Origin of the sequence: Empedobacter sp. UBA3475 (assembly GCF_002378465.1) — a bacterium.
Taxonomy (GTDB): domain Bacteria; phylum Bacteroidota; class Bacteroidia; order Flavobacteriales; family Weeksellaceae; genus Empedobacter; species Empedobacter falsenii_B.
In genome coordinates, this window is record NZ_DFRA01000039.1 from 14,553 (window position 1) to 36,174 (window position 21,622).

General features: G+C 32.5%; 23 protein-coding genes. 15 read left to right on the forward strand and 8 right to left on the reverse strand.

Annotation, left to right across the window (positions count from 1 at the left end; genetic code table 11):
- Positions 1 to 2 precede the first annotated feature (2 nt).
- The 7 genes from B3I31_RS08830 (at position 3) to B3I31_RS08860 (ending at position 7,476) form a co-directional block, all read left to right on the forward strand.
- Positions 3 to 788: an enoyl-CoA hydratase-related protein gene (locus B3I31_RS08830; protein ID WP_038335712.1), complete on the forward strand. Its 786-nt coding sequence runs from the start codon at positions 3 to 5 to the stop codon at positions 786 to 788.
- A gap of 3 nt (positions 789 to 791) precedes the next feature.
- On the forward strand, positions 792 to 1,949 hold the full coding sequence (locus B3I31_RS08835) for a 3-hydroxyacyl-CoA dehydrogenase NAD-binding domain-containing protein (protein ID WP_286496257.1): 1,158 nt from the start codon (positions 792 to 794) through the stop codon (positions 1,947 to 1,949).
- Between the two features lie 14 nt (positions 1,950 to 1,963).
- Positions 1,964 to 2,377 carry a hydroxyphenylacetyl-CoA thioesterase PaaI gene (paaI, locus tag B3I31_RS08840; protein ID WP_286496258.1) on the forward strand — a complete coding sequence of 138 codons (414 nt, stop codon included), beginning with the start codon at positions 1,964 to 1,966 and terminating at the stop codon, positions 2,375 to 2,377.
- 51 nt (positions 2,378 to 2,428) lie between these two features.
- Positions 2,429 to 3,634, forward strand: a complete 1,206-nt coding sequence (gene pcaF, locus B3I31_RS08845) for a 3-oxoadipyl-CoA thiolase (protein ID WP_286496259.1) — start codon at positions 2,429 to 2,431, stop codon at positions 3,632 to 3,634.
- A gap of 81 nt (positions 3,635 to 3,715) precedes the next feature.
- Positions 3,716 to 4,309 carry a transferase hexapeptide repeat family protein gene (locus tag B3I31_RS08850; protein WP_219035117.1) on the forward strand — a complete coding sequence of 198 codons (594 nt, stop codon included), beginning with the start codon at positions 3,716 to 3,718 and terminating at the stop codon, positions 4,307 to 4,309.
- Between the two features lie 151 nt (positions 4,310 to 4,460).
- The gene (gene paaZ / locus B3I31_RS08855; protein ID WP_286496260.1) at positions 4,461 to 6,512 is read left to right on the forward strand and encodes a phenylacetic acid degradation bifunctional protein PaaZ; all 2,052 of its coding nucleotides are present in this window, start codon (positions 4,461 to 4,463) and stop codon (positions 6,510 to 6,512) included.
- A 208-nt stretch (positions 6,513 to 6,720) separates the two neighbouring features.
- Positions 6,721 to 7,476: an enoyl-CoA hydratase/isomerase family protein gene (locus B3I31_RS08860; RefSeq protein WP_291060361.1), complete on the forward strand. Its 756-nt coding sequence runs from the start codon at positions 6,721 to 6,723 to the stop codon at positions 7,474 to 7,476.
- Between the two features lie 52 nt (positions 7,477 to 7,528).
- Here B3I31_RS08860 and B3I31_RS08865 read toward each other — a convergent pair whose 3' ends face one another.
- Positions 7,529 to 8,425: a hypothetical protein gene (locus B3I31_RS08865; RefSeq protein ID WP_286496263.1), complete on the reverse strand. Its 897-nt coding sequence runs from the start codon at positions 8,423 to 8,425 to the stop codon at positions 7,529 to 7,531.
- Positions 8,426 to 8,512: 87 nt separating this feature from the next.
- Here B3I31_RS08865 and B3I31_RS08870 point away from each other — a divergent pair, with 87 nt between their 5' ends.
- Positions 8,513 to 8,947 carry an FKBP-type peptidyl-prolyl cis-trans isomerase gene (locus tag B3I31_RS08870; protein WP_125350278.1) on the forward strand — a complete coding sequence of 145 codons (435 nt, stop codon included), beginning with the start codon at positions 8,513 to 8,515 and terminating at the stop codon, positions 8,945 to 8,947.
- A gap of 46 nt (positions 8,948 to 8,993) precedes the next feature.
- Here B3I31_RS08870 and B3I31_RS08875 read toward each other — a convergent pair whose 3' ends face one another.
- The 4 genes from B3I31_RS08875 to B3I31_RS08890 form a co-directional block, all read right to left on the reverse strand.
- Positions 8,994 to 9,125 (reverse strand): hypothetical protein, encoded by a 132-nt coding sequence (locus B3I31_RS08875; protein ID WP_257468234.1) that lies wholly within the window; start codon positions 9,123 to 9,125, stop codon positions 8,994 to 8,996.
- An 85-nt stretch (positions 9,126 to 9,210) separates the two neighbouring features.
- Positions 9,211 to 11,496, reverse strand: a complete 2,286-nt coding sequence (locus B3I31_RS08880) for a GH92 family glycosyl hydrolase (protein ID WP_221855892.1) — start codon at positions 11,494 to 11,496, stop codon at positions 9,211 to 9,213.
- Between the two features lie 89 nt (positions 11,497 to 11,585).
- Entirely contained in the window at positions 11,586 to 12,242 is a 657-nt protein-coding gene (locus B3I31_RS08885; RefSeq protein WP_219035112.1) for a 3-oxoacid CoA-transferase subunit B, read from the reverse strand.
- 6 nt (positions 12,243 to 12,248) lie between these two features.
- Positions 12,249 to 12,962: a CoA transferase subunit A gene (locus B3I31_RS08890; protein ID WP_291060358.1), complete on the reverse strand. Its 714-nt coding sequence runs from the start codon at positions 12,960 to 12,962 to the stop codon at positions 12,249 to 12,251.
- A 152-nt stretch (positions 12,963 to 13,114) separates the two neighbouring features.
- On the opposite strand from B3I31_RS08890, the gene B3I31_RS08895 reads away from it, so the two are divergent.
- From B3I31_RS08895 to B3I31_RS08925, 7 genes are all read left to right on the forward strand, one after another.
- Positions 13,115 to 13,750 carry a hypothetical protein gene (locus B3I31_RS08895; RefSeq protein WP_286496365.1) on the forward strand — a complete coding sequence of 212 codons (636 nt, stop codon included), beginning with the start codon at positions 13,115 to 13,117 and terminating at the stop codon, positions 13,748 to 13,750.
- Between the two features lie 20 nt (positions 13,751 to 13,770).
- Positions 13,771 to 14,577, forward strand: coding sequence for an intradiol ring-cleavage dioxygenase (locus B3I31_RS08900; RefSeq protein WP_286496364.1), 807 nt, complete (start codon positions 13,771 to 13,773; stop codon positions 14,575 to 14,577).
- Positions 14,564 to 14,941: a hypothetical protein gene (locus B3I31_RS08905; RefSeq protein WP_280037663.1), complete on the forward strand. Its 378-nt coding sequence runs from the start codon at positions 14,564 to 14,566 to the stop codon at positions 14,939 to 14,941. Before B3I31_RS08900 ends, B3I31_RS08905 begins: the two co-directional genes overlap by 14 nt.
- A gap of 127 nt (positions 14,942 to 15,068) precedes the next feature.
- Positions 15,069 to 16,109: a sensor histidine kinase gene (locus tag B3I31_RS08910; RefSeq protein ID WP_291060355.1), complete on the forward strand. Its 1,041-nt coding sequence runs from the start codon at positions 15,069 to 15,071 to the stop codon at positions 16,107 to 16,109.
- Positions 16,102 to 16,788, forward strand: coding sequence for a LytR/AlgR family response regulator transcription factor (locus tag B3I31_RS08915; RefSeq protein ID WP_291060353.1), 687 nt, complete (start codon positions 16,102 to 16,104; stop codon positions 16,786 to 16,788). The genes B3I31_RS08910 and B3I31_RS08915 overlap by 8 nt, the downstream gene beginning before the upstream one ends.
- Before the next feature lie 12 nt (positions 16,789 to 16,800).
- Positions 16,801 to 17,712 carry a hypothetical protein gene (locus B3I31_RS08920; protein ID WP_291087938.1) on the forward strand — a complete coding sequence of 304 codons (912 nt, stop codon included), beginning with the start codon at positions 16,801 to 16,803 and terminating at the stop codon, positions 17,710 to 17,712.
- Positions 17,712 to 18,320: a class I SAM-dependent methyltransferase gene (locus B3I31_RS08925; RefSeq protein WP_291047553.1), complete on the forward strand. Its 609-nt coding sequence runs from the start codon at positions 17,712 to 17,714 to the stop codon at positions 18,318 to 18,320. Before B3I31_RS08920 ends, B3I31_RS08925 begins: the two co-directional genes overlap by 1 nt.
- Before the next feature lie 34 nt (positions 18,321 to 18,354).
- Here the strand turns inward: B3I31_RS08925 and B3I31_RS08930 are convergent, their stop codons facing one another.
- The 3 genes from B3I31_RS08930 to B3I31_RS08940 all read right to left on the reverse strand — a co-directional run bounded on the left by B3I31_RS08930 (position 18,355) and on the right by B3I31_RS08940 (position 21,137).
- Positions 18,355 to 19,110, reverse strand: a complete 756-nt coding sequence (locus tag B3I31_RS08930; RefSeq protein WP_286496360.1) for an acyl-CoA desaturase — start codon at positions 19,108 to 19,110, stop codon at positions 18,355 to 18,357.
- Between the two features lie 521 nt (positions 19,111 to 19,631).
- Positions 19,632 to 20,495 (reverse strand): hypothetical protein, encoded by an 864-nt coding sequence (locus B3I31_RS08935; protein WP_219035105.1) that lies wholly within the window; start codon positions 20,493 to 20,495, stop codon positions 19,632 to 19,634.
- Positions 20,496 to 21,137, reverse strand: a complete 642-nt coding sequence (locus tag B3I31_RS08940) for a hypothetical protein (RefSeq protein ID WP_312068475.1) — start codon at positions 21,135 to 21,137, stop codon at positions 20,496 to 20,498.
- Positions 21,138 to 21,622 lie beyond the last annotated feature (485 nt).

Sequence of the window (21,622 nt, forward strand, 5' to 3'; positions counted from 1 at the left end):
TTATGGAAAATTCAACATCAATCCTATACACACAAGAGGGAGGAATTGCTACGATTACGTTGAATCGTCCTTCTGTTTTTAACAGTTTTAATCAGGAAATGATTAAATCTCTTCAACATCACTTGGATGTTGCAGCTCAAGATGTTTCTGTTCGTGCAGTGGTTTTAACTGGAACGGGAAAAGCATTCTGCGCTGGTCAAGATTTAGGAGAAGTTTTAGAAGAAAAAGAAATCGACTTCAATAAAATCGTTCAAGAAAATTACAATCCATTGGTTCTTAAAATTAGAAATATGGACAAACCAGTTGTTGCTGCTGTAAACGGTGTTGCTGCCGGTGCGGGAGCAAATTTAGCTTTGGCTTGTGACATTGTTGTTGCGAAAGAATCGACAAATTTCATTCAAGCTTTTTCTAAAATTGGTTTAATCCCAGATTGTGGAGGAACTTATTTCTTACCTCGTTTAATTGGACTTCAAAAAGCAACTGCTTTAATGATGCTTGCAGATAAAGTTTCGGCGGCTCAAGCAAAAGAAATCGGAATGATTTATGAGTTTTTTGCTGATGATATTTTCGATGCTGAAGTTGCAAAGATTGCTGATAAATTAGCCAATCTTCCAACAAAAGGTTTGGCTTATACAAAGAAATTATTGAATCAAACATTTAATAATTCAATCGAAGAACAATTAATTCAAGAAGGATTATTTCAAGCTAAATCAGGGAATACATCAGATTATCAAGAAGGTGTAGACGCATTTATCGAGAAAAGAAATCCTGTTTTTAAAGGCGAGTAAGAAATGAAAAAAATAGGAATTATTGGTGGTGGAGCAATGGGGTCTGGAATTGCGCAAGTTTTTGCTCAATCTGGTCATCCAGTTGTTTTATATGACACAAATAAAGAAGCTTTAGATCGTTCAAAACAAAACTTAGCGAAGACATTCGAGAAGTTAGTGGCGAAAGAAAAATATACTGCTGAAAAAGCACAAGAAATTCAAAACAATATCGAATATGCAGATAGCTTAACCGCTTTTGCATCGATTGATTTGATGATTGAAGCAATTATTGAAAATTTAGATATTAAAAAATCAGTTTTCAAACAAGTGGAAGAACTCGTTTCTGACGAATGTATTTTAGCTTCAAACACTTCTTCATTATCAATTGCATCAATTGCATCTGCGTGTTCAAAACCAGAACGTGTTATTGGAATTCACTTTTTTAATCCTGCGCCTTTAATGGCTTTGGTAGAGATTATTCCAGCCGTTCAAACGCGAGAAGATTTAGCAGAAGAAGTAAAAGCCTTGATTCAATCTGTTGGTAAATTACCTGTAATTACGAAAGATACGCCAGGATTTATTGTCAATCGAGTGGCTCGTCCATTTTATAGCGAATCAATTCGTTTATTAGAAGAAGGAGTTGCAGATGCAGAAACAATAGACTTTGCGATGACTTCTGTTGGAGGTTTCCGTATGGGACCCTTCGAATTAATGGATTTTATCGGTCATGATGTGAATTATCGTGTAACCGAATCGGTTTTCGAATCATTCTTTTATGATCCAAGATTTAAACCATCTTTCTCTCAAAAACGCTTATTCGAAGCTGGATATTACGGACGTAAATCTAGTCGAGGATTCTACAATTATGCAGAAGGAGTGGAGAAAAAAGTACCATCTCAAGATCAAGCTTTATTAGAAAAAATATACAAACGTGTTTTGGTGATGTTAATCAACGAAGCAGCTGATGCTTTATTTTTAAACATTGCAAACCGTGAAGATTTAGATACGGCGATGACAAAAGGTGTAAATTATCCAAAAGGATTATTGAAATGGGCGGATGAATATGGACTGGAAAATGTACAAAATGATTTAGATGAATTGTACAATTATTATCACGAAGATCGTTACCGTTTAAGTCCAATTATCAGAAATTTCGTCAAAGAAAATAAAACATTCTACTAAAAATTATCAAAAAAATGGAACCACAAAAGTTATTAAATAGAATGCTTGACCACGATAAATTTAGTGAATGGTTAGGTTTAGAAGTAATCGAAGTTAGAGAAGGATATGCAAAATTACAAGCAGCAATTCGCCCAGAAATGATGAACGGAGTAGGGTCTGTTCACGGAGGCGTAACGTTTGCGATGGCAGATTCTGCTTTTGCTTTTTCTTGTAATATGTACAATAATATTTCTGTAGCCTTAGATGTTCATATTTCATTTACGAAAGCTGGACGCAATGGAGATGTTTTTACAATCGAATCGCAAGAGATTTCTTCGACAAAAAGAACAGGTATTTACGATATCAAAGTTACAAATCAACATAATGAATTAATTGCTTTATTTAAAGGAACTTGCTTTAGAACAGGTAAACCTTTAATTGAAGAATAAATTTTATAAATTGCCTAAAGCATAATGTTTTAGGCATAAAGCTTTAAAACAATGAACCAAACATATATAATAGATGGAGTTAGAACTCCAATTGGTAAATTAAAAGGTGGATTATCTGCTGTTCGTCCAGACGATATGGGGGCAATGGTAATCGCCGAATTATTAAAAAGAAATCCATCAATTGATCCTGCTGCATTCTACGATGTAATTTTAGGTAATGCAAATCAAGCAGGAGAGGATAACCGTAATATAGCTCGTATGTCGGCTTTATTATCTGGATTACCTTACACAGTTCCAGGTGAAACAGTGAATCGTTTATGTGCTTCTGGCTTATCAGCTGCAATTGCAGCATCGAGAGCAATTCAGGTTGGTGATGCACAATTAATGATTTCTGGTGGAGCAGAATCGATGACACGTGCACCTTTAGTAATTTCTAAATCGGCTTCTCCATTTGGTGGTGATGCACAAATTTATGACTCAACTTTTGGTTGGCGTTTTATTAACCCAAAAATGAAAGAAATGTGGGGAGTTGATGGAATGGGTAATACAGCTGAAAATTTAGCAGAGCGTGATAATATTTCGCGTGATGATCAAGATTTATTTGCGGTTTGGTCTCAACAAAAAACGGCTGCTGCGCAAGCGAATGGACGTTTAGCGAAAGAGATTGTTCCTGTTGTTATTCCACAACGTAAAGGTGATGCTATTATTTTTGATATAGATGAATTCCCAAAGAATAATACAACAATGGAGATTTTATCAAAGTTACGCCCAGCTTTCAAAGCAGATGGAACGGTAACTGCGGGTAATGCTTCTGGGCTTAATGATGGTGCGGCAGCGAATATTTTAGCTTCTGAACAAGCGATTAAAGATTTTGGTTTAACACCAATGGCACGTATTGTTTCTTCTGGTGTTGCAGGTGTTGAGCCTCGCATTATGGGAATTGGACCAGTGAATGCAACTAAAATTGCATTAGAAAAAGCTGGTTTAACAATGAATGATATTGATGTAATTGAATTAAATGAAGCTTTTGCAGCGCAATCTTTAGCATGTACGCGTGCATTAGGTTTAGTAGATAACGATTCTCGTATCAATCCAAATGGTGGAGCTATCGCTTTAGGACATCCACTTGGAATGTCAGGAGCGCGTATCTTAAATTCTGCGGCTTACGAATTACAAGCTACAGGAAAACGTTATGCATTGGTTACAATGTGTATCGGTTTAGGACAAGGTTACGCTGTAATTATTGAAAGAGCATAAAATAGTTATTCGAAATTCGAAGTTAGTTTTTCGAGTAATACTAAGTTCGAATTTCGTCAAACGAAAAACTATATTAGAAAAATGATTTACGAATTCAAAGGATATAAACCCGTTGTTCATCCAACAGCATTTATTCATCCGCAAGCTGTGGTGACAGGAAATGTGATTATTGGGAAAGATGTTTACATTGGTCCAGGTTGTGCGTTACGTGGTGATTGGGGACAAATTATTATCGAAGATAATTGCAATGTACAAGAAAATTGTACGATTCATATGTTTCCAGGAACAACAGTTCATTTAAAAGAAAAAGCGCATATCGGTCACGGCGCAATTATTCACGGCGCAACAATTGGTCGTAATTGTATGGTTGGGATGAATGCAGTTGTTATGGATAATGTTGTGGTAGAAGACGAATGTATTGTTGGTGCTTTAGCTTTTGTAAAGGCTGATACACATATTCCGACAAGAAGTGTAGTGGTTGGAAATCCTGCAAAAATCGTAAAACAAGTTTCGGATCAAATGATCGAATGGAAAGATCAAGGTACTCAACAATATATGCAATTACCAAGTGATTGTCATGATAGTTTAAAACCTTGTGAACCATTAACAGAAGTTCCAGATTATTATTACGAGTCAATGGCTTCGAATTATAAAACGTGGAATGAAAGTAAGTAAAATGTAAAAAGTATTATGTAAAATGTCATACTGAACTTGTTTCAGTATCACACTTAAATTTAATGAGATTCTGAGATGAACTCAGAATGACAAAAACTTATAACTTAATACTTACGACTTATAACTAAAAAAATACACAAACAACATAAAAATGGCTAAACAATTAGAAAATTATGCTTTAGGACAATGGACAAAAGGTTCGTCTGAAGGGCAAATGTTATATAACGCCATCAATGGCGAAGAAATAGGAACTGCATCATCAGCTGGATTAGATTTCGGTGCGATGATGGATTATGCACGTACAGTTGGTGGACCAGTTTTACGTAAAATGACGTTCCAAGAAAGAGGTTTAATGTTGAAAAAATTAGCCTTATACTTAATGGATCGTAAAGAAGAATTTTACACGGTTTCTTGGGCAACAGGTGCGACTCGTGCAGATTCTTGGGTTGATATTGAAGGAGGAATTGGAAACTTATTTGCCAATGCATCTTTACGACGTCAATTCGGAGATCAACCATTTTATGTTGAAGGAGAAACGCATAAAATCTCTAAAAACGGAACATTCTTAGGTACACATATTTTAACACCAAAACGAGGTGTTGCAATTCATATTAATGCATTCAATTTCCCAGTTTGGGGAATGTTAGAAAAAGTTGCGGTTAATTTATTGGCTGGAGTTCCAGCTATTGTAAAACCTGCGACAATTACTTCTTTCTTAACGGAAACTGTTGTTCGTGCAATCATTGAATCTGGAATTTTACCTGACGGTGCTTTACAATTAATCACAGGTTCAGCAAACGGAATTTTAGATAATGTAGAGTCAGAAGATGTTGTAACATTTACAGGTTCTGCTTGGACAGGACAAATGTTAAAAGCACATCCAAGAATTACTTCAGAAGGTGTTCCATTCAACTTAGAAGCAGATTCTTTAAACGCTTGTGTTTTAGGAGAAGATGTACAAGTTGGCTCACCAGAATTTGATATTTTTATTAAAGAGGTTACACGTGAAATGACAACTAAAGCAGGACAAAAATGTACAGCGGTTCGTCGTGCATTGGTGCCAGCTCATTTGGTTGAGGATGTTCAAATCGCTTTAGGACAACGTTTAGCAACGACTACAATTGGAGATCCAAATGTGGAAGGTGTTCGTATGGGAGCTTTAGCGGGAGCAACGCAAGTTAAAGAAGTTCGTGAGAAAGTAGAAGAATTAGCTAAATCGCAAGAAATTATTTTTGGAAACTTAGATAATTTCGAAGTGAAAGGTGCTGATAAAAACAAAGGTTCTTTCATTTCTCCAATTTTATTTTTAAACAACGATCCATTCAATAAAACTGATGTTCACAACATCGAAGCTTTTGGACCAGTTTCTACAATTATTCCTTACAACGGAACTGCTGAAGCAATTGAGTTAGTTCGTATGGGGAAAGGATCGTTAGTTTGTTCGATTGTTACTGCGGATAATGATATCGCAACAGAATTTGTATTGAATGCAGGTTCTTTACACGGACGTATCGTTATTTTGGATGCAGAATGTATAAAAGAATCGACAGGTCACGGATCACCACTTCCATTATTAGTACACGGAGGTCCAGGTCGTGCAGGTGGAGGAGAAGAAATGGGAGGTAAGCGTGGTGTATTACACTATATGCAACGTACAGCAATCCAGGGTTCTCCAAATAAACTAACAGCTGTTACTCAACAATACCAATATGGAGCAAATTATATCGAAGAAGATAAACATCCATTCGCGAAGCATTTCGAAGAAGTTAAAGTTGGTGATACATTAATCACAGCAAAACATACGATTCAACAATCAGATATTAATGCATTTGCAGCTTTATCTGGCGATAATTTCTATGCACACGTTGACGCAACTTCTTTAGAAGGAACTATTTTTGAGCGTAATGTTGCTCACGGATACTATTTATTGTCTAAAGCGGCAGGTTTATTTGTTTTAGCGAAAAAAGGTCCAGTTTTATTAAACTATGGTTTAGATGAATGTCGTTTTGTGAAGCCTGTATATCCAGGTTCTACAATTGGAGTGCGTTTTACGTGTAAAGAAAAAATCGATCAAGAGAAAAAAGATGAAAACGATGTGGCAAAAGGAATTGTTCGTTGGTTGGTTGATATTTACGACGAAACGGGAGAAACAGTTGGTATTGCAACAATTTTAACAATGGTTAAAAAATTAAATCAAGATTAATATAATGTGAGAATGTGGTAATTTGTTAATGAGAAGATGATTTAGAATCATTTTCAAATTGAAAAATTACGTGAAATATTTGTCATGCTGAGCATGTCGAAGCATCTCAAATTATTAATTGTTTTGATTCAAACAATTAAACATATAATGAATAATTTATTAGTTAAATTTGCTCATTACCACATTTAAAAAAATTATCAAATTAGATATGGAAGCATACGTAAAATCAGATATACAAAATGGAATTGGTACAATTGAATTCTTTCACCCGCAAAGTAATTCAATGCCAGGTTCTCAATTAAGAAATTTAGCAACAGAAATTGAAAAATTAGGAAACGATGACGAAGTAAAAGTTATTGTTTTAAAAAGTGCTGGAGATAGAACATTCTGTGCTGGTGCATCTTTTGACGAATTAATTTCAATCAAAGATCGTGAAACTGGTCTAGAATTTTTCTCAGGATTTGCACATGTTATCAACGCAATTCGCAAAGCACCAAAATTTGTTTTAGCACGTATTCAAGGTAAAGCAGTCGGAGGTGGAGTTGGAATTGCTTCGGCAGCAGATTATACTTTTGCAACAGAATTTGCATCTGTAAAGTTATCAGAATTAGCAGTAGGTATCGGACCGTTTGTAGTTGGACCTGCTGTAGAACGTAAAGTTGGAAATTCTGCTTTTACACAAATGGCGATTAATGCAACTGAATTTCAGTCGGCTGATTGGGCGAAAGAAAAAGGTTTGTATGCAGAAGTTTATGCAAATGCAGTTGAAATGGATGAAGGCATCGATATTTTAGCTAAAAAATTAGCTAATTCAAATCCAGAAGCAATGAAACATTTGAAACGTGTTTCTTGGGAAGGAACAGAAAATTGGGATGAGTTATTAATCGAGCGTGCAAAAATTTCGGGTGAATTAGTTTTATCAGAATTTACGATTAACGCGATTAACAAATTCAAAGCAAAATAAGAATACAATATAGTTTATAAAAAAATCCACTTCAAAATGAAGTGGATTTTTTTTATAATTTAAAATACTCGTCTTTATAATATTTACTTTTCTTTACATATAAAATATCTTTTTCTGGATTGAGAATTAGATTGAAACGTTTAATCAAATCGCCACCCATAATATTTTTGTGTTGAATTTTTATTGTACTATCAAAAAATGACATTGGTACATTTTTGAATGTTTGATTTGCCAATTCGAAATTAGGTAAAATTGATTTTTTGGAAAGTATTACATTACCAGCAGCATCATTTAGTTTTGATTCTCCAATAATTTCAAATTTTTCTAATAATTTATTTTCTTTGGCAAAATCATCCGAAATCATCAATGCTCCAGAAAAACCTGTGTGAATCATAAACTCTGTTTCAATCGGTTTTTTGTCAATAAATGGAAAAGCTTTTATATACAGTGTTTCTTGAGAATATCTCGAATTTAATTTTGTATACTTTTTTAGTTTGGTAGGAGCTTTATCATAAACATATAATTTATTCTCATCAAAATTGATTTCTAAATATTTTCCTTCAAAAAATTTCAAACCAATTTTTCCATCACTCTCATGTCCAGATTGTTTGTCAATAAAAATTGGAATTTTGCTGAACTCTTCATTACCAAATTTAATCACATTGCTTTGACTCATTTTCATATCCGAATATCCAGCCCAAGATGTCACATTGTTTAAGGTATCAGAAATCGAAATAGATTTCATTTTTTTATACGAATCTTCAATAATTGTAATATAATCAGAGCCTGTATGTAACATCAATTGCACCGTATCTTTTTGATTGATAATAACTGGTACTAAAATATTGTTGTATTTTGTTAATCGAAATGGTATTTCTTTTACGATATTCTGCCCGAAAATTACAATTGAAATAATAGTAAAAAGTAACGAAAATATTATCTTTTTCATTTAGTTGTATAATTTCATTAAAAGTAAACTAATTTGTAGAAATGATTAATATGCTATAATTAAAAATATTCCTTTTAAATTTGTGGTATGGGAGTAGCTGAATTATTACTAAAACGCAAACAAGAATTGATTGAAAAGAATAAAACTGAAGGTTTAGCTTTTCGAGAAGAATATAAATTGAAAGAAGGTGTAACCGAAACTGAAAGCGGATTATTGTACGAAATAATCACATTGGGCGAAGGAGTGAAGCCAACTTTATCCGATACAGTTTTGTGTCATTATCATGGAACAAATATCAAAGGTGAAGTTTTTGATAGTTCGGTTCAACGTAAGAAGCCAGCCGCTTTTCCTTTGGAAAATGTAATAAAAGGATGGGCGGAAGGAGTACAATTAATGCCAGTTGGAAGTAAATTTAGATTTGTTGTAAAACCAGAAATTGGTTATAAAGATCGCGAAATTTCAAAAGAATTAGGACCATATTCTACCATGATCTTTGAAGTAGAGTTGATGGGGATTTTATAAAATATTAAAAAACAAAAACCTCCAAATTTTGGAGGTTTTTTTATGCTTAATTTTTTGCGTTATTGCGACGTTTTTTCTTTAAACGATTCGTTTGAACTAATTGTTTATGTTTTGGATCTTTTAATTTATCCACTAAAACTTGTAAATGATTTTCTTCTTTTTTTGCCTTTTTAGCCATTTTTCTTGGTTTTAAATTTGATTTAAATTAATCATTATTCCTCAAGTAGTCAAACTTATTTATTTAATTATAAAATATTTAACGTTTATTTTTTAGGTTTGTCACTCATATAAAAAATGATTTTTCCGCCATTAACAATATCAAAATGATTCAAATTAAAAGATGAAAAACTCTTTCCGTTCAACTCTATTTTATGGATGTAAACATTCTTCTTCGATTGATTTTTCACTTCAATTTCAAATTGTTTTCCATTCTCTAAATTCAATATAGCATGATCTACCAAAGGACTCCCAATTGCGTAATCTGTCGATCCTTGCTGAACAGGATAAAAACCTAAAGCACTAAAAATATACCATGCACTCATTTGTCCAGTATCATCATTTCCACCCAAACCATCAGGCGTTGGCTTGTATTGCATATCCAAAATCATTCTGATTTTTTCTTGTGTTTTCCACGCTTGTCCCGCCCAATTATACAAATACGCAACATGGTGTGCCGGCTCATTTCCATGAACATAACCTCCAATTATTCCTTCACGCGTAATGTCTTCTGTTTCCGCAAAATATTCGTCAGGCAAATGCATCGTAAATAATTTGTCCAATTTTGCTCCAAACTTCTTTTTTCCACCCATTGCTTCAATTAATCCATTTGGATTTTGAGGAACAAAAAAGCTAAAATTCCACGAATTTCCTTCAATAAAACCTTGTCCATGTGTATTCAATGGATCAAATTCTTTCTTGAAACTTCCATCCGCTAATCGAGGACGCATAAATCCAATCGAAGTATCATAATTATTTTTCCAATTCTCAGAACGCTTCATAAATGTTTCATATACATCCATTCGATTCAATTTTTTTGCAGCTTGCGCAATCGACCAATCATCGAAAGCATATTCTAACGTATTCGAAATTGATGTACCATTTTTCTCAGCTGGAATATAACCTTTGTCGATATAATCGCCAATTCCTTCATAATCACGTTTATTTGCCGTAACAATACACGCGTCCAAAGCAGCATTTGCATCTTCGTTATAAACACCTTTTACAATCGCATCTGCAACAACTGTAACAGAATGATAGCCGCTCATACACCAGTTTTCGTTGGCATAATGCGACCAAATTGGCAACATTTTTATTGGATTTTGCTCATAATGTTTCATCATCGATTTTACCATGTCATTGTTGCGTTTTGGTTGAATGATATTGAACAACGGATGCAGTGCACGATAGGTATCCCAAAGTGAAAAAGTGGTGTAATTTGTAAAATCTTTGGCTTGATGAATTTCTTGATCCAAACCTTTGTACTGCCCATTCACATCCATATAAGTTGTCGGATTGATGAAGGTATGATACATCGCTGTATAGAAATTTATTTTATCATTTTCTGAAGCTTTAATCTGAATTCGATTCAATTCCTTGTTCCAATTTTCTTTTGCTTCGTTACGCACTTGTTCAAAATTCCAATGTGGAATTTCTGTTGTCAGATTTTCTAACGCATTGGTTTGACTGACTGGAGAAATCGCAAATTTGATTTTTACTTTTTCATCTTTTTCTGTATCAAAATCGAAATACATTTTGATCTTTTTTCCTTCGATTAATGGAAAATTCTGAGTTTCGTTCCATTTACGCCAAAAACCTTTGTAATCAACTTGTCCGTCTTCATTTTTCTGTCCATAATTTTTAAATGGTTTTGAAAAAGTCATCGCAAAATAAACCGTTCTATTTCTTGCCCAACCTCGTGTTTGTCTATAACCCGTAATCAATGTGTCATTCACCACGCGAACATACGTCCATGTATTTTTGTCATCATAATTATAAATTCCAGCATTCAAATCCAAAATAATATGCGAATCAATCGATTTTGGAAATGTATATTGATGAAAACCAACTCGAGTAGAAGCGGTCATTTCTGCCCAAATATTATAATCATCCAATTTGACTTTGTAATATCCAGTTTCGGCAGTTTCGTTTTGATGCGAAAATCGAGAACGATAACCGCTATCAGGATTTTGAGCAGTTCCGGGATTTAATTTTAATTTTCCAACGGTTGGCATAATTAAGAAATCACCCAAATCAGAATGTCCTGTTCCATTAAAATGTGTATGACTAAATCCAGTTATTGTTTTATCTTCAAAACGATAACCCGCACAATAATCATAAACTTTTGGATTGTATTTGTGGTTGATAGCATAAGGAATAGAATCTGTTTCTGGGCTTAATTGAACAGCGCCAAAAGGAACAGTTGCGCCAGGGAAAGTATGTCCCATTTTTTCTGTTCCAATCATGGGATTGACATATTTTACTAAATTCTGTTGCTGCGCAAAAGCAAGAGAATTGAGTGAAAGTAGAGCGATTACTAATTTTGTTTGCATCGATTTTTAAGTATTAATTTGAATAAAGTTAAACAAATCGAGCATAAAAAAAGGAAAGCTTTTTAACTTTCCTTTCGAATCTTTATTTTTTATAAAATCATTTCGGGAATTTCTCCTTCAATAATTAATTTTCCTTCAGTTGCATTTTTGATGTCTTCCACAGAAATTCCTGGTGCTCGCTCTAATAATTTGAAACCACCTTCTGGTAAAACTTCTAAAACAGCTAATTCAGTAACAATTTTTTTGACACATTTTATTCCTGTTAAAGGAAGTGTACATTCTTTTAGAAGTTTAGATTCTCCTGCTTTGTTCACATGTTGCATGGCTACAATAATATTATCAGCCGAAGCTACTAAATCCATTGCACCGCCCATTCCTTTTACCATTTTTCCAGGAATTTTCCAGTTGGCAATGTCTCCATTCTCCGAAACTTCCATTGCGCCAAGAATTGTTAAATTGATTTTTCGTGCGCGAATCATTCCGAAACTCATCGTCGAATCAAAGAAAGCTGATCCGGGCAAAGTGGTGATTGTTTGTTTACCAGCATTAATAAAATCAGGATCTTCTTCACCATCGATAGGGAAAGGTCCCATTCCTAATAATCCATTTTCTGATTGTAAAACAACATTTACATTTTCGGGAATATAATTAGCAACCAATGTCGGAATTCCGATACCTAAATTCACATAAAATCCGTCTTGTACTTCTTTTGCAATACGTTTTGCAATACCATTTTTATCTAACATTTTCTTTTATGATTTAGGTTGAACAGTTCTATTTTCGATACGTTTCTCGTATTTCGCACCTTGAATAATTCGATTGACATAAACGCCAGGCGTATGAATTTGATTTGGATCTAATTCTCCAATTTCTACCAATTCTTCCACTTCGGCAATCGTAATTTTTCCACACATAGCAGCTGGATGATTGAAATTTGCTGTTGCACCACGGAAAACTAAATTCCCCGCTGTATCACCTTTCCACGCTTTTACAATTGCAAAATCAGGCTCGAAAGCATATTCTAACAAATATTCTTTTTCGATTCCGTGAAAGGTAAATTTTCTGATTTCTTTTCCTTCAGCGACTTCAGTTCCAACTCCAGCAGGCGTAAAAATTGCAGGCATTCCATAACCAGTAGCCATTAAGCGAGTAGCTAAAGTTCCTTGCGGAATCAATTCAACCTCTAATTCACCTGAAAGCATTTGACGTTCAAATTCTGCATTTTCTCCAACATAAGAAGAAATCATTTTTTTGATTTGTCGTCCTTGTAATAATAATCCTAAACCAAAATCGTCTACACCTGCATTGTTACTAATACACGTAAGGTTATTGATTTTCTTGTCTACCAATCCTTGAATCAAGTTTTCAGGAATTCCAGAAAGTCCAAAGCCTCCAACAGCAAGCGTCATTCCGCTTTCTACGCCTTGTAGCGCTTCTTCGATGCTGTTTACTTTTTTGTTTATCATTTTTGTTGTGTTTGATCAAATATAATTCTAATGTTAAAGATAAATAAAAACCATTCATATTTCAATTAACCTACAAAAATCTTAGGTTAACCTCTTAAATTTAGATAACAAAATATCGATATATACTTTTGTTTAGAAGATTATATGAGGACATGATAAAGTTGTGCAAGGCTGAGAATCGAAATTTATTTGAAAATAAATTTATTAGGATAAATGCTTTAAATGATACAAATCCGATTTTGGATTTTGCTTTTATTGATGATGTTGCGTTAAGCGGAATGGGTACTTATCAAAAAGTAATTAAAGAAAGTGGTTATATTATTTTAATGCCTTTATTGAATAATATTCGCTTGAATATGAATGGTTTTAATTGGAAAATTGAAGTCAATCAATCATTTGTTTATTACTTAGAAAAAGGAACTATAATAGAAATAGAAGGCGATTTGAGCCACGATTTTTCTTATTTCTATGCGTTATTCATCGTAAAAGAAAAACAGCAAATTGCTAAAATGATTGTTCCAATTGATTTGGATAGAGAGAATCGTTTAGAGAAAATAATCCGACATGATTTGTTTAATGTTTTTTTAGGAAAATTTGACTTGAGAAAAGAATCTGAATTACCATTCAAAAGAAACGAAAGAAGTTGGTTAATCATTTCTTTGACAGGTATTTTTGAAGTTCACAATCGTTTAATAGAATCAAGAGATTTATTACAAATAAGATCTGATGAGAATGTTGAATTTGAATCGTTGAGCGAAAATTCTTTGTTAATGGTAATTGATTACTAATGTTAAAAATACTTAACAAAATGGAAAGAAAAGATTTTATAAAAAATAGTTTAGGATTATTAGGAGCAAGTTTAATTGTTCCAAAAGTGTTGATGAGTTGCAAAGATTCTACTGTTGTAAATGATTGTGAAGTATGGGCCTCTGAAACAGAAGGTCCATTTCCTACAAAAAAGCCAGAAGATTTTTTATCAAAAAATATAAAAGGCGATCGAACAGGAGTAGAGGCGACAATCAAAATTAATGTAACCAATGTTGATGAAAGCTGTCAACCTTTAATAGGCGCGATTGTTGATATTTGGCATTGTGATAAAGATGGAAATTATTCGCAATATGGCGGAATACGAATGCAACCAACCGATTATAAATCGTATAAATTTTTGAGAGGTAGACAAGTAACCGATGAAAATGGAAATGTTGAATTTAATTCTATTTTCCCAGGTTGGTACGAAAGTCGCGCAACGCATATCCATGTTCATATTTACGATCAAAAAGGAAAATCATTAAAAGTGACTCAAATCGCTTTTCCAGAAGGTGAAAATTCTGTTGTAGAAATTGTAAATTCAGCCAAAGAATATGGTTATACAAAAGGTTTGAATGGCTATACGTACAATGAGAATGACAATGTTTTTACAGATGATACAGACGGAAATCAATTGGCAAAAGTGAGCGGAAGTTTAGAAAAAGGATATACAATTGAGGCAGATATTGTAATTTCTACAGAAAATATAGAGAAAGCAAAAGAGCCGACGGGCGGAGGGCCAGGAATTCCTCCACCTCCAGATGGAATGCCTCCTTTTGATAGAAAACCAAAAGATGAAAACAATTAAAAAAGTTCAGTTTGCTTATCGTTTAGTGATTGATGCTTCGACAACGTCAATTTGGGAGAAATATGTTTTTCATGCGACGTACAAAGAGTATTATTTGCAAGAGCAACTTTTTCAACAAGAAATGCATAAAGTAGAAACTTTTCGAGAATTGTTGCGCCAAAATAAAAAAGCAGAGCAATTGCATTATTTGGTAGGAATGGCGACTATTCCGTATATCGAACAATTGGAAGGAAATTTGTATCAAATCACAGATAATTTGAACAAAATCTACCTTAATTTTGTAGATTTCGAGTTGGATGTTATAAATTCTTCTAATCAAAATCACGCAAATCACAAGGTTGCGCTTACGTTTTATACCAAATAATATTTTTATTTTGGAGAGGTTAACAATCATTATTTAATTTCTTTGGATGAAGAGTTAAATGAAAATATAAAAACGTTGATGATTCCAAATAGACAACATTTTTCTATTGTTTCAATTGAATTACAAGATGAATAAAGTAAAAATTACAAAGAGAGAAATCGTTATTTTCAGTATAGTTTCAATTATTTTTCTGTTGATTCCATTTATTGCTGCGCCAAATTTTTCGAGCGATCAATCTATTTTCAAAACAGGTTTTTTCAAGCGAATGCTTTTCGAAAATATCTTGTTGTTAATGTTCTTTTTGGTGAATTATTTTGTGTTAATTCCAAAATTATATTTTCAGAAACGTTATTTTTTCTACATCATTGTTCTTATCATTTTCTTTTTTGTGGTGTACAAATTTCCAGAATTTGCGTTTCATTTTAACAAAGTTCCACCAAAAGCTCCGCCTTTTGATCGTTTTGAACCTCGAAAACCGCCACGTGATTTTATGATGTGGAGTCCGAAAATTATTATGTTTTCGATGATGGCGATTGTTTCGCTTTTTATTCGTCAAAATAAACGTTTTCAGGAAATGAAAAATGAGAAACAATTGTCGGAAATTGCTTATTTAAGAGCGCAAATTAATCCTCATTTTTTGTTCAATACGTTGAATAATATTTATGCTTTAACGCTTCAAAAGTCAGATTCTGCTTCGGATGCGGTGATGAAATTATCCAAAATGATGCGATTTGTAGTTTCAGATTCTTCCAAAGATTTTGTGCCTTTGCAACAAGATTTAGATTATATCAAGAATTATATTGAGTTGCAAAAATTAAGATTAACGAACAAAGAATCTGTTATTTTTGAGGTCGAAGGAAATTCTGCAGATTTAAGAATTTCGCCATTAATTTTAATTAATTTTATCGAAAATGCATTTAAATATGGTGTGATTGATGAAGCTTCGGAACCTGTCATTATTTCGATAAAAGTTGAGCAACAAACACTATTTTTGAACGTAGAAAATACCATTTCGAAAGAGGTAACTCCTGAAACTGAAAAAAGTGAAATTGGTTTGAAGAATACGAAAAAGAGGTTAGATTATTTTTATACAAATCATTATAAATTAACTATTAATAATGATTTATCTAAATTTATTGTTGAACTAAAAATTTTCTTGAATGATTAAAGTAATTGCGATAGATGACGAGCCTTTAGCATTAATGGTAATCGAAAATTATTGTTCGAGAAATGAACATGTTGAGTTAGTGAAAACCTTCTCAAATTTGAAAGATGCACAGAAATATATCAATCAATTTCCAATCGATTTGATGTTTTTGGATATTCAAATTTCGCGTACAAATGGAATGGAATTTTACAAAAATATGGAGAAGAAAATTCCCGTTATTTTTACCACAGCTTTTGCAGAATATGCGGTTGATGGTTTTAATGTTGCGGCGATAGATTATTTGTTGAAACCGATAGATTACGATAGATTTGAAGAAGCAGTGAATAAAGCAGTGTTGATTTTGGTGGATAAAAAACTGAATGAAGACAAAGATTTTTTGACGATTAGAGCCGATTATAAATTGAATAAAATTGCCTACGATGAAATTGATTTTATTGAAGGTTTGGACGATTATGTAAAAATTCATCTCGCAAACGGAAAACGAATTACTGCTCGAATATCGATGAAATCTATCTTAGAAAAACTGCCCGATCAACTTTTTGTCCGAGTTCATCGATCTTATATCGTTTCGATAAAAAAAGTGAAATCAATTCAAAATAAAGTCTTATATTTGAAAGACGAAGAAATTCCGATTGGTGAAACGTATAAAAATGTCATTCTAGAATTTTTCAAAATTTAAGAGGTTAAGAAAATGGAAAAAAAAGTGATTAGTCGATTTATCGTAAACATTTTTTTTTCCAATTTTTTTTTAATTCTACTTTCTATTGCGCTCAATATCGAGACGAATATCAAAATTGGTTTACCGTTTAATTCAATTGCGTATTACGCTTTTATTAGCACCATTACCGTATTGTTTTATTTGTATGCCTACAGAATTCCAAAATCTTTAAAATCATCAAGTAATCCAAGAACTCAGTTTTACATTACTCATCGTAAATCTGTTTGTATTTATACCGCTATTTTAGCCGTAATCGCTTTAATTTCTGGAATTATTTTAGCGATAAATTGTTTGCCGAATTACGAAATATTAACTTGGAAATGGTTGACTGTCTTATTTTTTACGACAGTTTTATCCTTTGGTTATTATGATTTAAAATTAGGAATTTCATTACGTAAAACGATGTTGTTAAAACCATTTTTAATTGGCTGGACTTGGGCGATTACAACCGTTTTTTTACCTGTTTTATTTTTGATGTTGAAGAATGAAACGCATTATGTCATTGATGCAAAATTCTATTTTCTATTTTCTCAAACCTTTATGTATTGCGTTGTGAATGCGATTTTGTTTGATTTGAAAGATTATGAAGATGATAGCAACCGAAATTTAAAAACCTTTGTTGTAAAATATGGTTATCATTTTACGTTAAACCGCATTATTTTACCCTTAATATTTCTAGGATTTTTGAGTTTTGTAATCTTCGGAATATGTTATGGATTACCACTTCACCGCATATTGTTTATGTTAATTCCGATTGTTTTTTTAGCTATTTTCGCCTTTAAACTCAATCGTCCAAAAGCCATTTTATATTATTTAATTGCGATTGATGGAATGATTTTGTTGAAAGCAATTTGTGGAATTTTAAGCGTAATTTTATTCGAATAATGAATTACAATTTTATTGCGCCATATTATCATTCGTTGAGCCAGTTGATTTTTTTAAATCGTCAACATCAAGCTCATTTTGTGATTTTAAAATATTTGAAAAAGAATGATAAAATCTTGTGGGTTGGAGGAGGAGCGGGAAAATTTATCGCTGAAATAGAAAAGTTAAATCTAAAATTGGATATAGATTATGTTGATTTTTCTTCGAAAATGATTGATTTAGCGAAAATAGAAAAAACGTCGAATTTAAATATAAATTTTATTGTTGCGGATATTTTTGATTTCGAAACGGATAAAAAATATGATGTGGTGATGACTACTTTTTTGTTTGATCATTTTAATCAATCCAAAGCAGAAGAATTATTTAGTCAATTAAATTCGTATTTGAAAGTAGGAGGTTTGTGGTTTTATGTTGATTTTGTACAAAATCAGAAAGGTTGGCAAAAAAGTGTGACGAATGTGATGTTGAGCTTTTTTAGAATTGTTATTGGTTTGGATATTTCTCAATTGCCTAAAATGTATCAAAGTTTTCTACCCAATTTTAAAATCGTCGAACACAAATTCTTTTTCAAGAAATATATAGAAAGTATCGTTTATCAAAAGAAATAAAAAAAGCGATTCAATTTATTGAATCGCTTTTATTTTACATATAATCGGTGTCTAATTTACCTTTTTTGAACTGAATGATATTCATTTTATTCATTGCCCAAATGCATGGATACATTGGATCGAATTCCCATTTCTTAACTGCGAAATTAGGACGTCCGCCAAATTTATGGTGATTGTTATGTAAACATTCTCCCCACATTAACCAGTCAATCGGCATCAAGTTTGTCGAAGTATCTCCAACATCGTAATTACGGTAACCTAATTTGTGTGAAAACCAGTTGATGATTACACCATGTAGTGGGCTCATCAAAACTTGCATCGGAATGAATACAAAATACGTCCAAAGTGGAGCGTCAACAGCAACATAAATTAATATGTAAATGATTACCCAAGCTAAACGTACAGCATTATTTCCAGCAAATCTATCCCAAGAACGCCAAGAAGGAACACCTTTTTTGAATTTTTCTAAAACTTGTGTTTTATCGTGGTCAATTTCGTTGTAAACAATACGAGTTCTCCACATCATCGCAAAGAAATTTGGATCATATTGTGGCGAATGTGGATCCTTTTCTGTGTCTGCATACGCGTGGTGATGTCTGTGCATAACCCCGTATGTATAGGGACTTAGATAAGATGAACCTTGAAAAATCCACGCTAAAACGTGAAATATTTTTTCCCAAGCTCTTGACATCGTAAACATTGCATGTGATGCATATCGGTGATGAAAAAAAGTTTGGAAAAATAAAGAAGCATACCAATGTATAACAAAGATAATGATTACTGCTGTCATTACTAATTTTAAATTTTTACAAATATAATCGCTAGGATTGTGAATTCCACTAATTAAAATCATAGAACTCATAAAATTATTGATTATTTATAATGAAAAAATTTAATTTTTAATAGACTTTAATCAAATAAATTATCCATTTGTTAGTAAGGTTTTTACGTGTAAATATTTAATACTAAATGCATTGATTAAATAAATGTTAAAGTTACACACCTAAATAAGCAATTATTTCTCTTGCAATTGCTGCACCAGCTCTATTTGCACCCATTGAATGGGCAAGCCTTCTCTCACACGTTTATCTACAATTGCTACGGCTTCTTGCCCTAATTCTTCGGTGAATTTGTTATCTCTAAAATCGAGTGATCTTCTTTTTACCTATGTTGCATCGGTAGCTTTTGAGATTTCGTCTAATAATTGAACGACTTCCAATCACAACGATATCAACTTTGTAAAATAGTTCTGAATGATTCATTTTATAAAGCTAATTAAAAGTATTTGTAAAGTCATGTGAAGAAATCGTTTTATTTGGTTTTCTTCTGAATGCGATATGTAAATAGTGAAACTTTACATCCCCAAAGTTTTAGAATTTGAATTGCTTGTAAATGATTATCTTTTTCTTTTACAATTAATTGATCGGTAAATGAAGATATAAATTGAGCCCAATAATTGTGTTTAGCATCATTCAATAAAAAGTAGAAACCAGCATCTCCAAATTGTTTTCCGCTCGAATCTAAAATCAATTCATTCTCATGACTGACTCTAGGACTCATAATAACTGTTGCATTGCCTTTTGGTAAAGGAAAAACAGCTTTGATACAGGTTTTGCCAGAAGGAAGTGTACACGTCCCGTAAATTCCCGAATAAATAACTTTACCCGAAGTTTTGAATTTTCTCAACCAAATGGTATAAATAATTTCGTTGTTTTGCGGATGATTTAGTGTGATAATTTCACTTACTAAATCTTCAGATTGCGCGATATTTTTTGTCGGAATATTTAATTGATTAATTCGCTGACTAAATAATCGGTTGACCAAATAACCAAAAAATGAAAAATAAGGATTCCATTTTACATTGAATTCTAAATCATAATTTGCTGTAGATTCATAAAAATCGATCACTTTTTTTGGTAGAATTTCAAGTTGATTATCAGTGAAATTCAATTCATGAATAGATCTTAATAATCCTTTTGAAGTTGAATTTCGAGTGACAATTAAATTTTCATTTTTTGCTAATTGATAAATAAACTCTTCGCCAATTCCGTTCAATTCTCCGAAAGGAGCAATCAACCACGGATAATCTGTAGGATTAATTTTTCTTCCCCAAAGAATCACCCATTGTTGCGTAAACCAATCCTGAAATTTTTGCATTGTAAAAGCTAAATTCATCTAAATATTTTCTTTTTTTGGAAGAAAAGATTCGCAATTATTCCATTGTCCATGTTCAGAAATTGGTTTAAACCGGAGAGTTGTAAATTCAAAATGAAAATCCTTTCGATTACGCTCTTTCATTGCGTTAGCGTGTCTTTTTGGATCAGATATTTTGCTATGTCCATTTACCATATTTGTCATTTCTAATTGAGATTTCCAGATCGAAAATGTCGAAATAATATTGGGATATCGAATAGAAGCCAAAGAAAGTGTTGTGCCTTTGTGATCACGAACTAATTTCTCGACTAGTCTTCCCCAGCGCAGAAAACGAGGAATTTCTGTGTATTTCATTCGCGCAATTGTTACCGCAACAACAGGCTCATTTGTCATATTTACCTCGATATTTTTTGTCGGAATTTGAAAACCAGAAATATTTCCCCATTGTCTCAAAAAATCTAATCGAACATGCCAGCCTTTCGTCAAAAGTTTTCCGTATGAATTGGATTTTAGAAAATTTTCGAGTGATTTTTCATCTTCCCATTGTGCAAATACAATAATAGTTTGATTGAAAATCCTTGTTTTCGAAAAAATGGGCGAACCTAATTTCATTGTGGACATCGTTTCGGAATGTTTCAAACCATTTATTTTATTTGTTTTCAAAGGAAAAAACATCAATTTAAAAGCTTGAAAATAGCTAAGCTTTGCGATATGATACGAGAAAATATTCATCTATGCAAAATACTATTTTAAAAATGAAAAGATGAAGTTGTCATTAAATATTTTGAAAGGAATTTCAAGAAAATTAAATATCAATATATAATGTTCTCTTTACTTAGTTGAGGTAGTTTTCATATTTAATCACTGTTTATAAAAAGATGAAATAATTAGAAACTTCTAATTTGATTGACAATAATTTGTACTGAGCTAAAGTACAAATAGAAACTTGTTCAAGTCATGGTCCTACTTACTATATCATAGGCACTAATCTGTTATTTCCAATTTAAAGTTAATAAAGAGAGGTTCTGTGAATAGAAATTTATGTTATCTCTCTTTTAATTTGTCTAAAATTCTATTTAATCTAAAAAAAATAATAATTCAGGATAATTATATTTTATTCAATATTAATTATACCCGTTGTGCATTTT

Excerpts from the sequence above, each read along its gene's own strand:
- B3I31_RS08885 (WP_219035112.1), bottom strand. The coding sequence starts at position 12,242 with ATGTTAGATAAAAATGGTATTGCAAAACGTATTGCAAAAGAAGTACAA.
- B3I31_RS08905 (WP_280037663.1), top strand. The coding sequence starts at position 14,564 with ATGAAAACAATTAAAAAAGTTCAGTTTGCTTATCGTTTAGTGATTGAT.
- B3I31_RS08875 (WP_257468234.1), bottom strand. The coding sequence starts at position 9,125 with ATGGCTAAAAAGGCAAAAAAAGAAGAAAATCATTTACAAGTTTTAGTG.
- B3I31_RS08910 (WP_291060355.1), top strand. The coding sequence starts at position 15,069 with ATGAATAAAGTAAAAATTACAAAGAGAGAAATCGTTATTTTCAGTATA.
- B3I31_RS08865 (WP_286496263.1), bottom strand. The coding sequence starts at position 8,425 with ATGAAAAAGATAATATTTTCGTTACTTTTTACTATTATTTCAATTGTA.
- paaI (WP_286496258.1), top strand. The coding sequence starts at position 1,964 with ATGGAACCACAAAAGTTATTAAATAGAATGCTTGACCACGATAAATTT.
- B3I31_RS08860 (WP_291060361.1), top strand. The coding sequence starts at position 6,721 with ATGGAAGCATACGTAAAATCAGATATACAAAATGGAATTGGTACAATT.
- B3I31_RS08830 (WP_038335712.1), top strand. The coding sequence starts at position 3 with ATGGAAAATTCAACATCAATCCTATACACACAAGAGGGAGGAATTGCT.
- B3I31_RS08835 (WP_286496257.1), top strand. The coding sequence starts at position 792 with ATGAAAAAAATAGGAATTATTGGTGGTGGAGCAATGGGGTCTGGAATT.
- B3I31_RS08895 (WP_286496365.1), top strand. The coding sequence starts at position 13,115 with ATGATAAAGTTGTGCAAGGCTGAGAATCGAAATTTATTTGAAAATAAA.
- B3I31_RS08890 (WP_291060358.1), bottom strand. The coding sequence starts at position 12,962 with ATGATAAACAAAAAAGTAAACAGCATCGAAGAAGCGCTACAAGGCGTA.
- B3I31_RS08920 (WP_291087938.1), top strand. The coding sequence starts at position 16,801 with ATGGAAAAAAAAGTGATTAGTCGATTTATCGTAAACATTTTTTTTTCC.
- B3I31_RS08850 (WP_219035117.1), top strand. The coding sequence starts at position 3,716 with ATGATTTACGAATTCAAAGGATATAAACCCGTTGTTCATCCAACAGCA.
- pcaF (WP_286496259.1), top strand. The coding sequence starts at position 2,429 with ATGAACCAAACATATATAATAGATGGAGTTAGAACTCCAATTGGTAAA.
- B3I31_RS08925 (WP_291047553.1), top strand. The coding sequence starts at position 17,712 with ATGAATTACAATTTTATTGCGCCATATTATCATTCGTTGAGCCAGTTG.
- B3I31_RS08870 (WP_125350278.1), top strand. The coding sequence starts at position 8,513 with ATGGGAGTAGCTGAATTATTACTAAAACGCAAACAAGAATTGATTGAA.
- B3I31_RS08915 (WP_291060353.1), top strand. The coding sequence starts at position 16,102 with ATGATTAAAGTAATTGCGATAGATGACGAGCCTTTAGCATTAATGGTA.
- B3I31_RS08880 (WP_221855892.1), bottom strand. The coding sequence starts at position 11,496 with ATGCAAACAAAATTAGTAATCGCTCTACTTTCACTCAATTCTCTTGCT.
- B3I31_RS08935 (WP_219035105.1), bottom strand. The coding sequence starts at position 20,495 with ATGAATTTAGCTTTTACAATGCAAAAATTTCAGGATTGGTTTACGCAA.
- B3I31_RS08900 (WP_286496364.1), top strand. The coding sequence starts at position 13,771 with ATGGAAAGAAAAGATTTTATAAAAAATAGTTTAGGATTATTAGGAGCA.
- paaZ (WP_286496260.1), top strand. The coding sequence starts at position 4,461 with ATGGCTAAACAATTAGAAAATTATGCTTTAGGACAATGGACAAAAGGT.
- B3I31_RS08930 (WP_286496360.1), bottom strand. The coding sequence starts at position 19,110 with ATGACAGCAGTAATCATTATCTTTGTTATACATTGGTATGCTTCTTTA.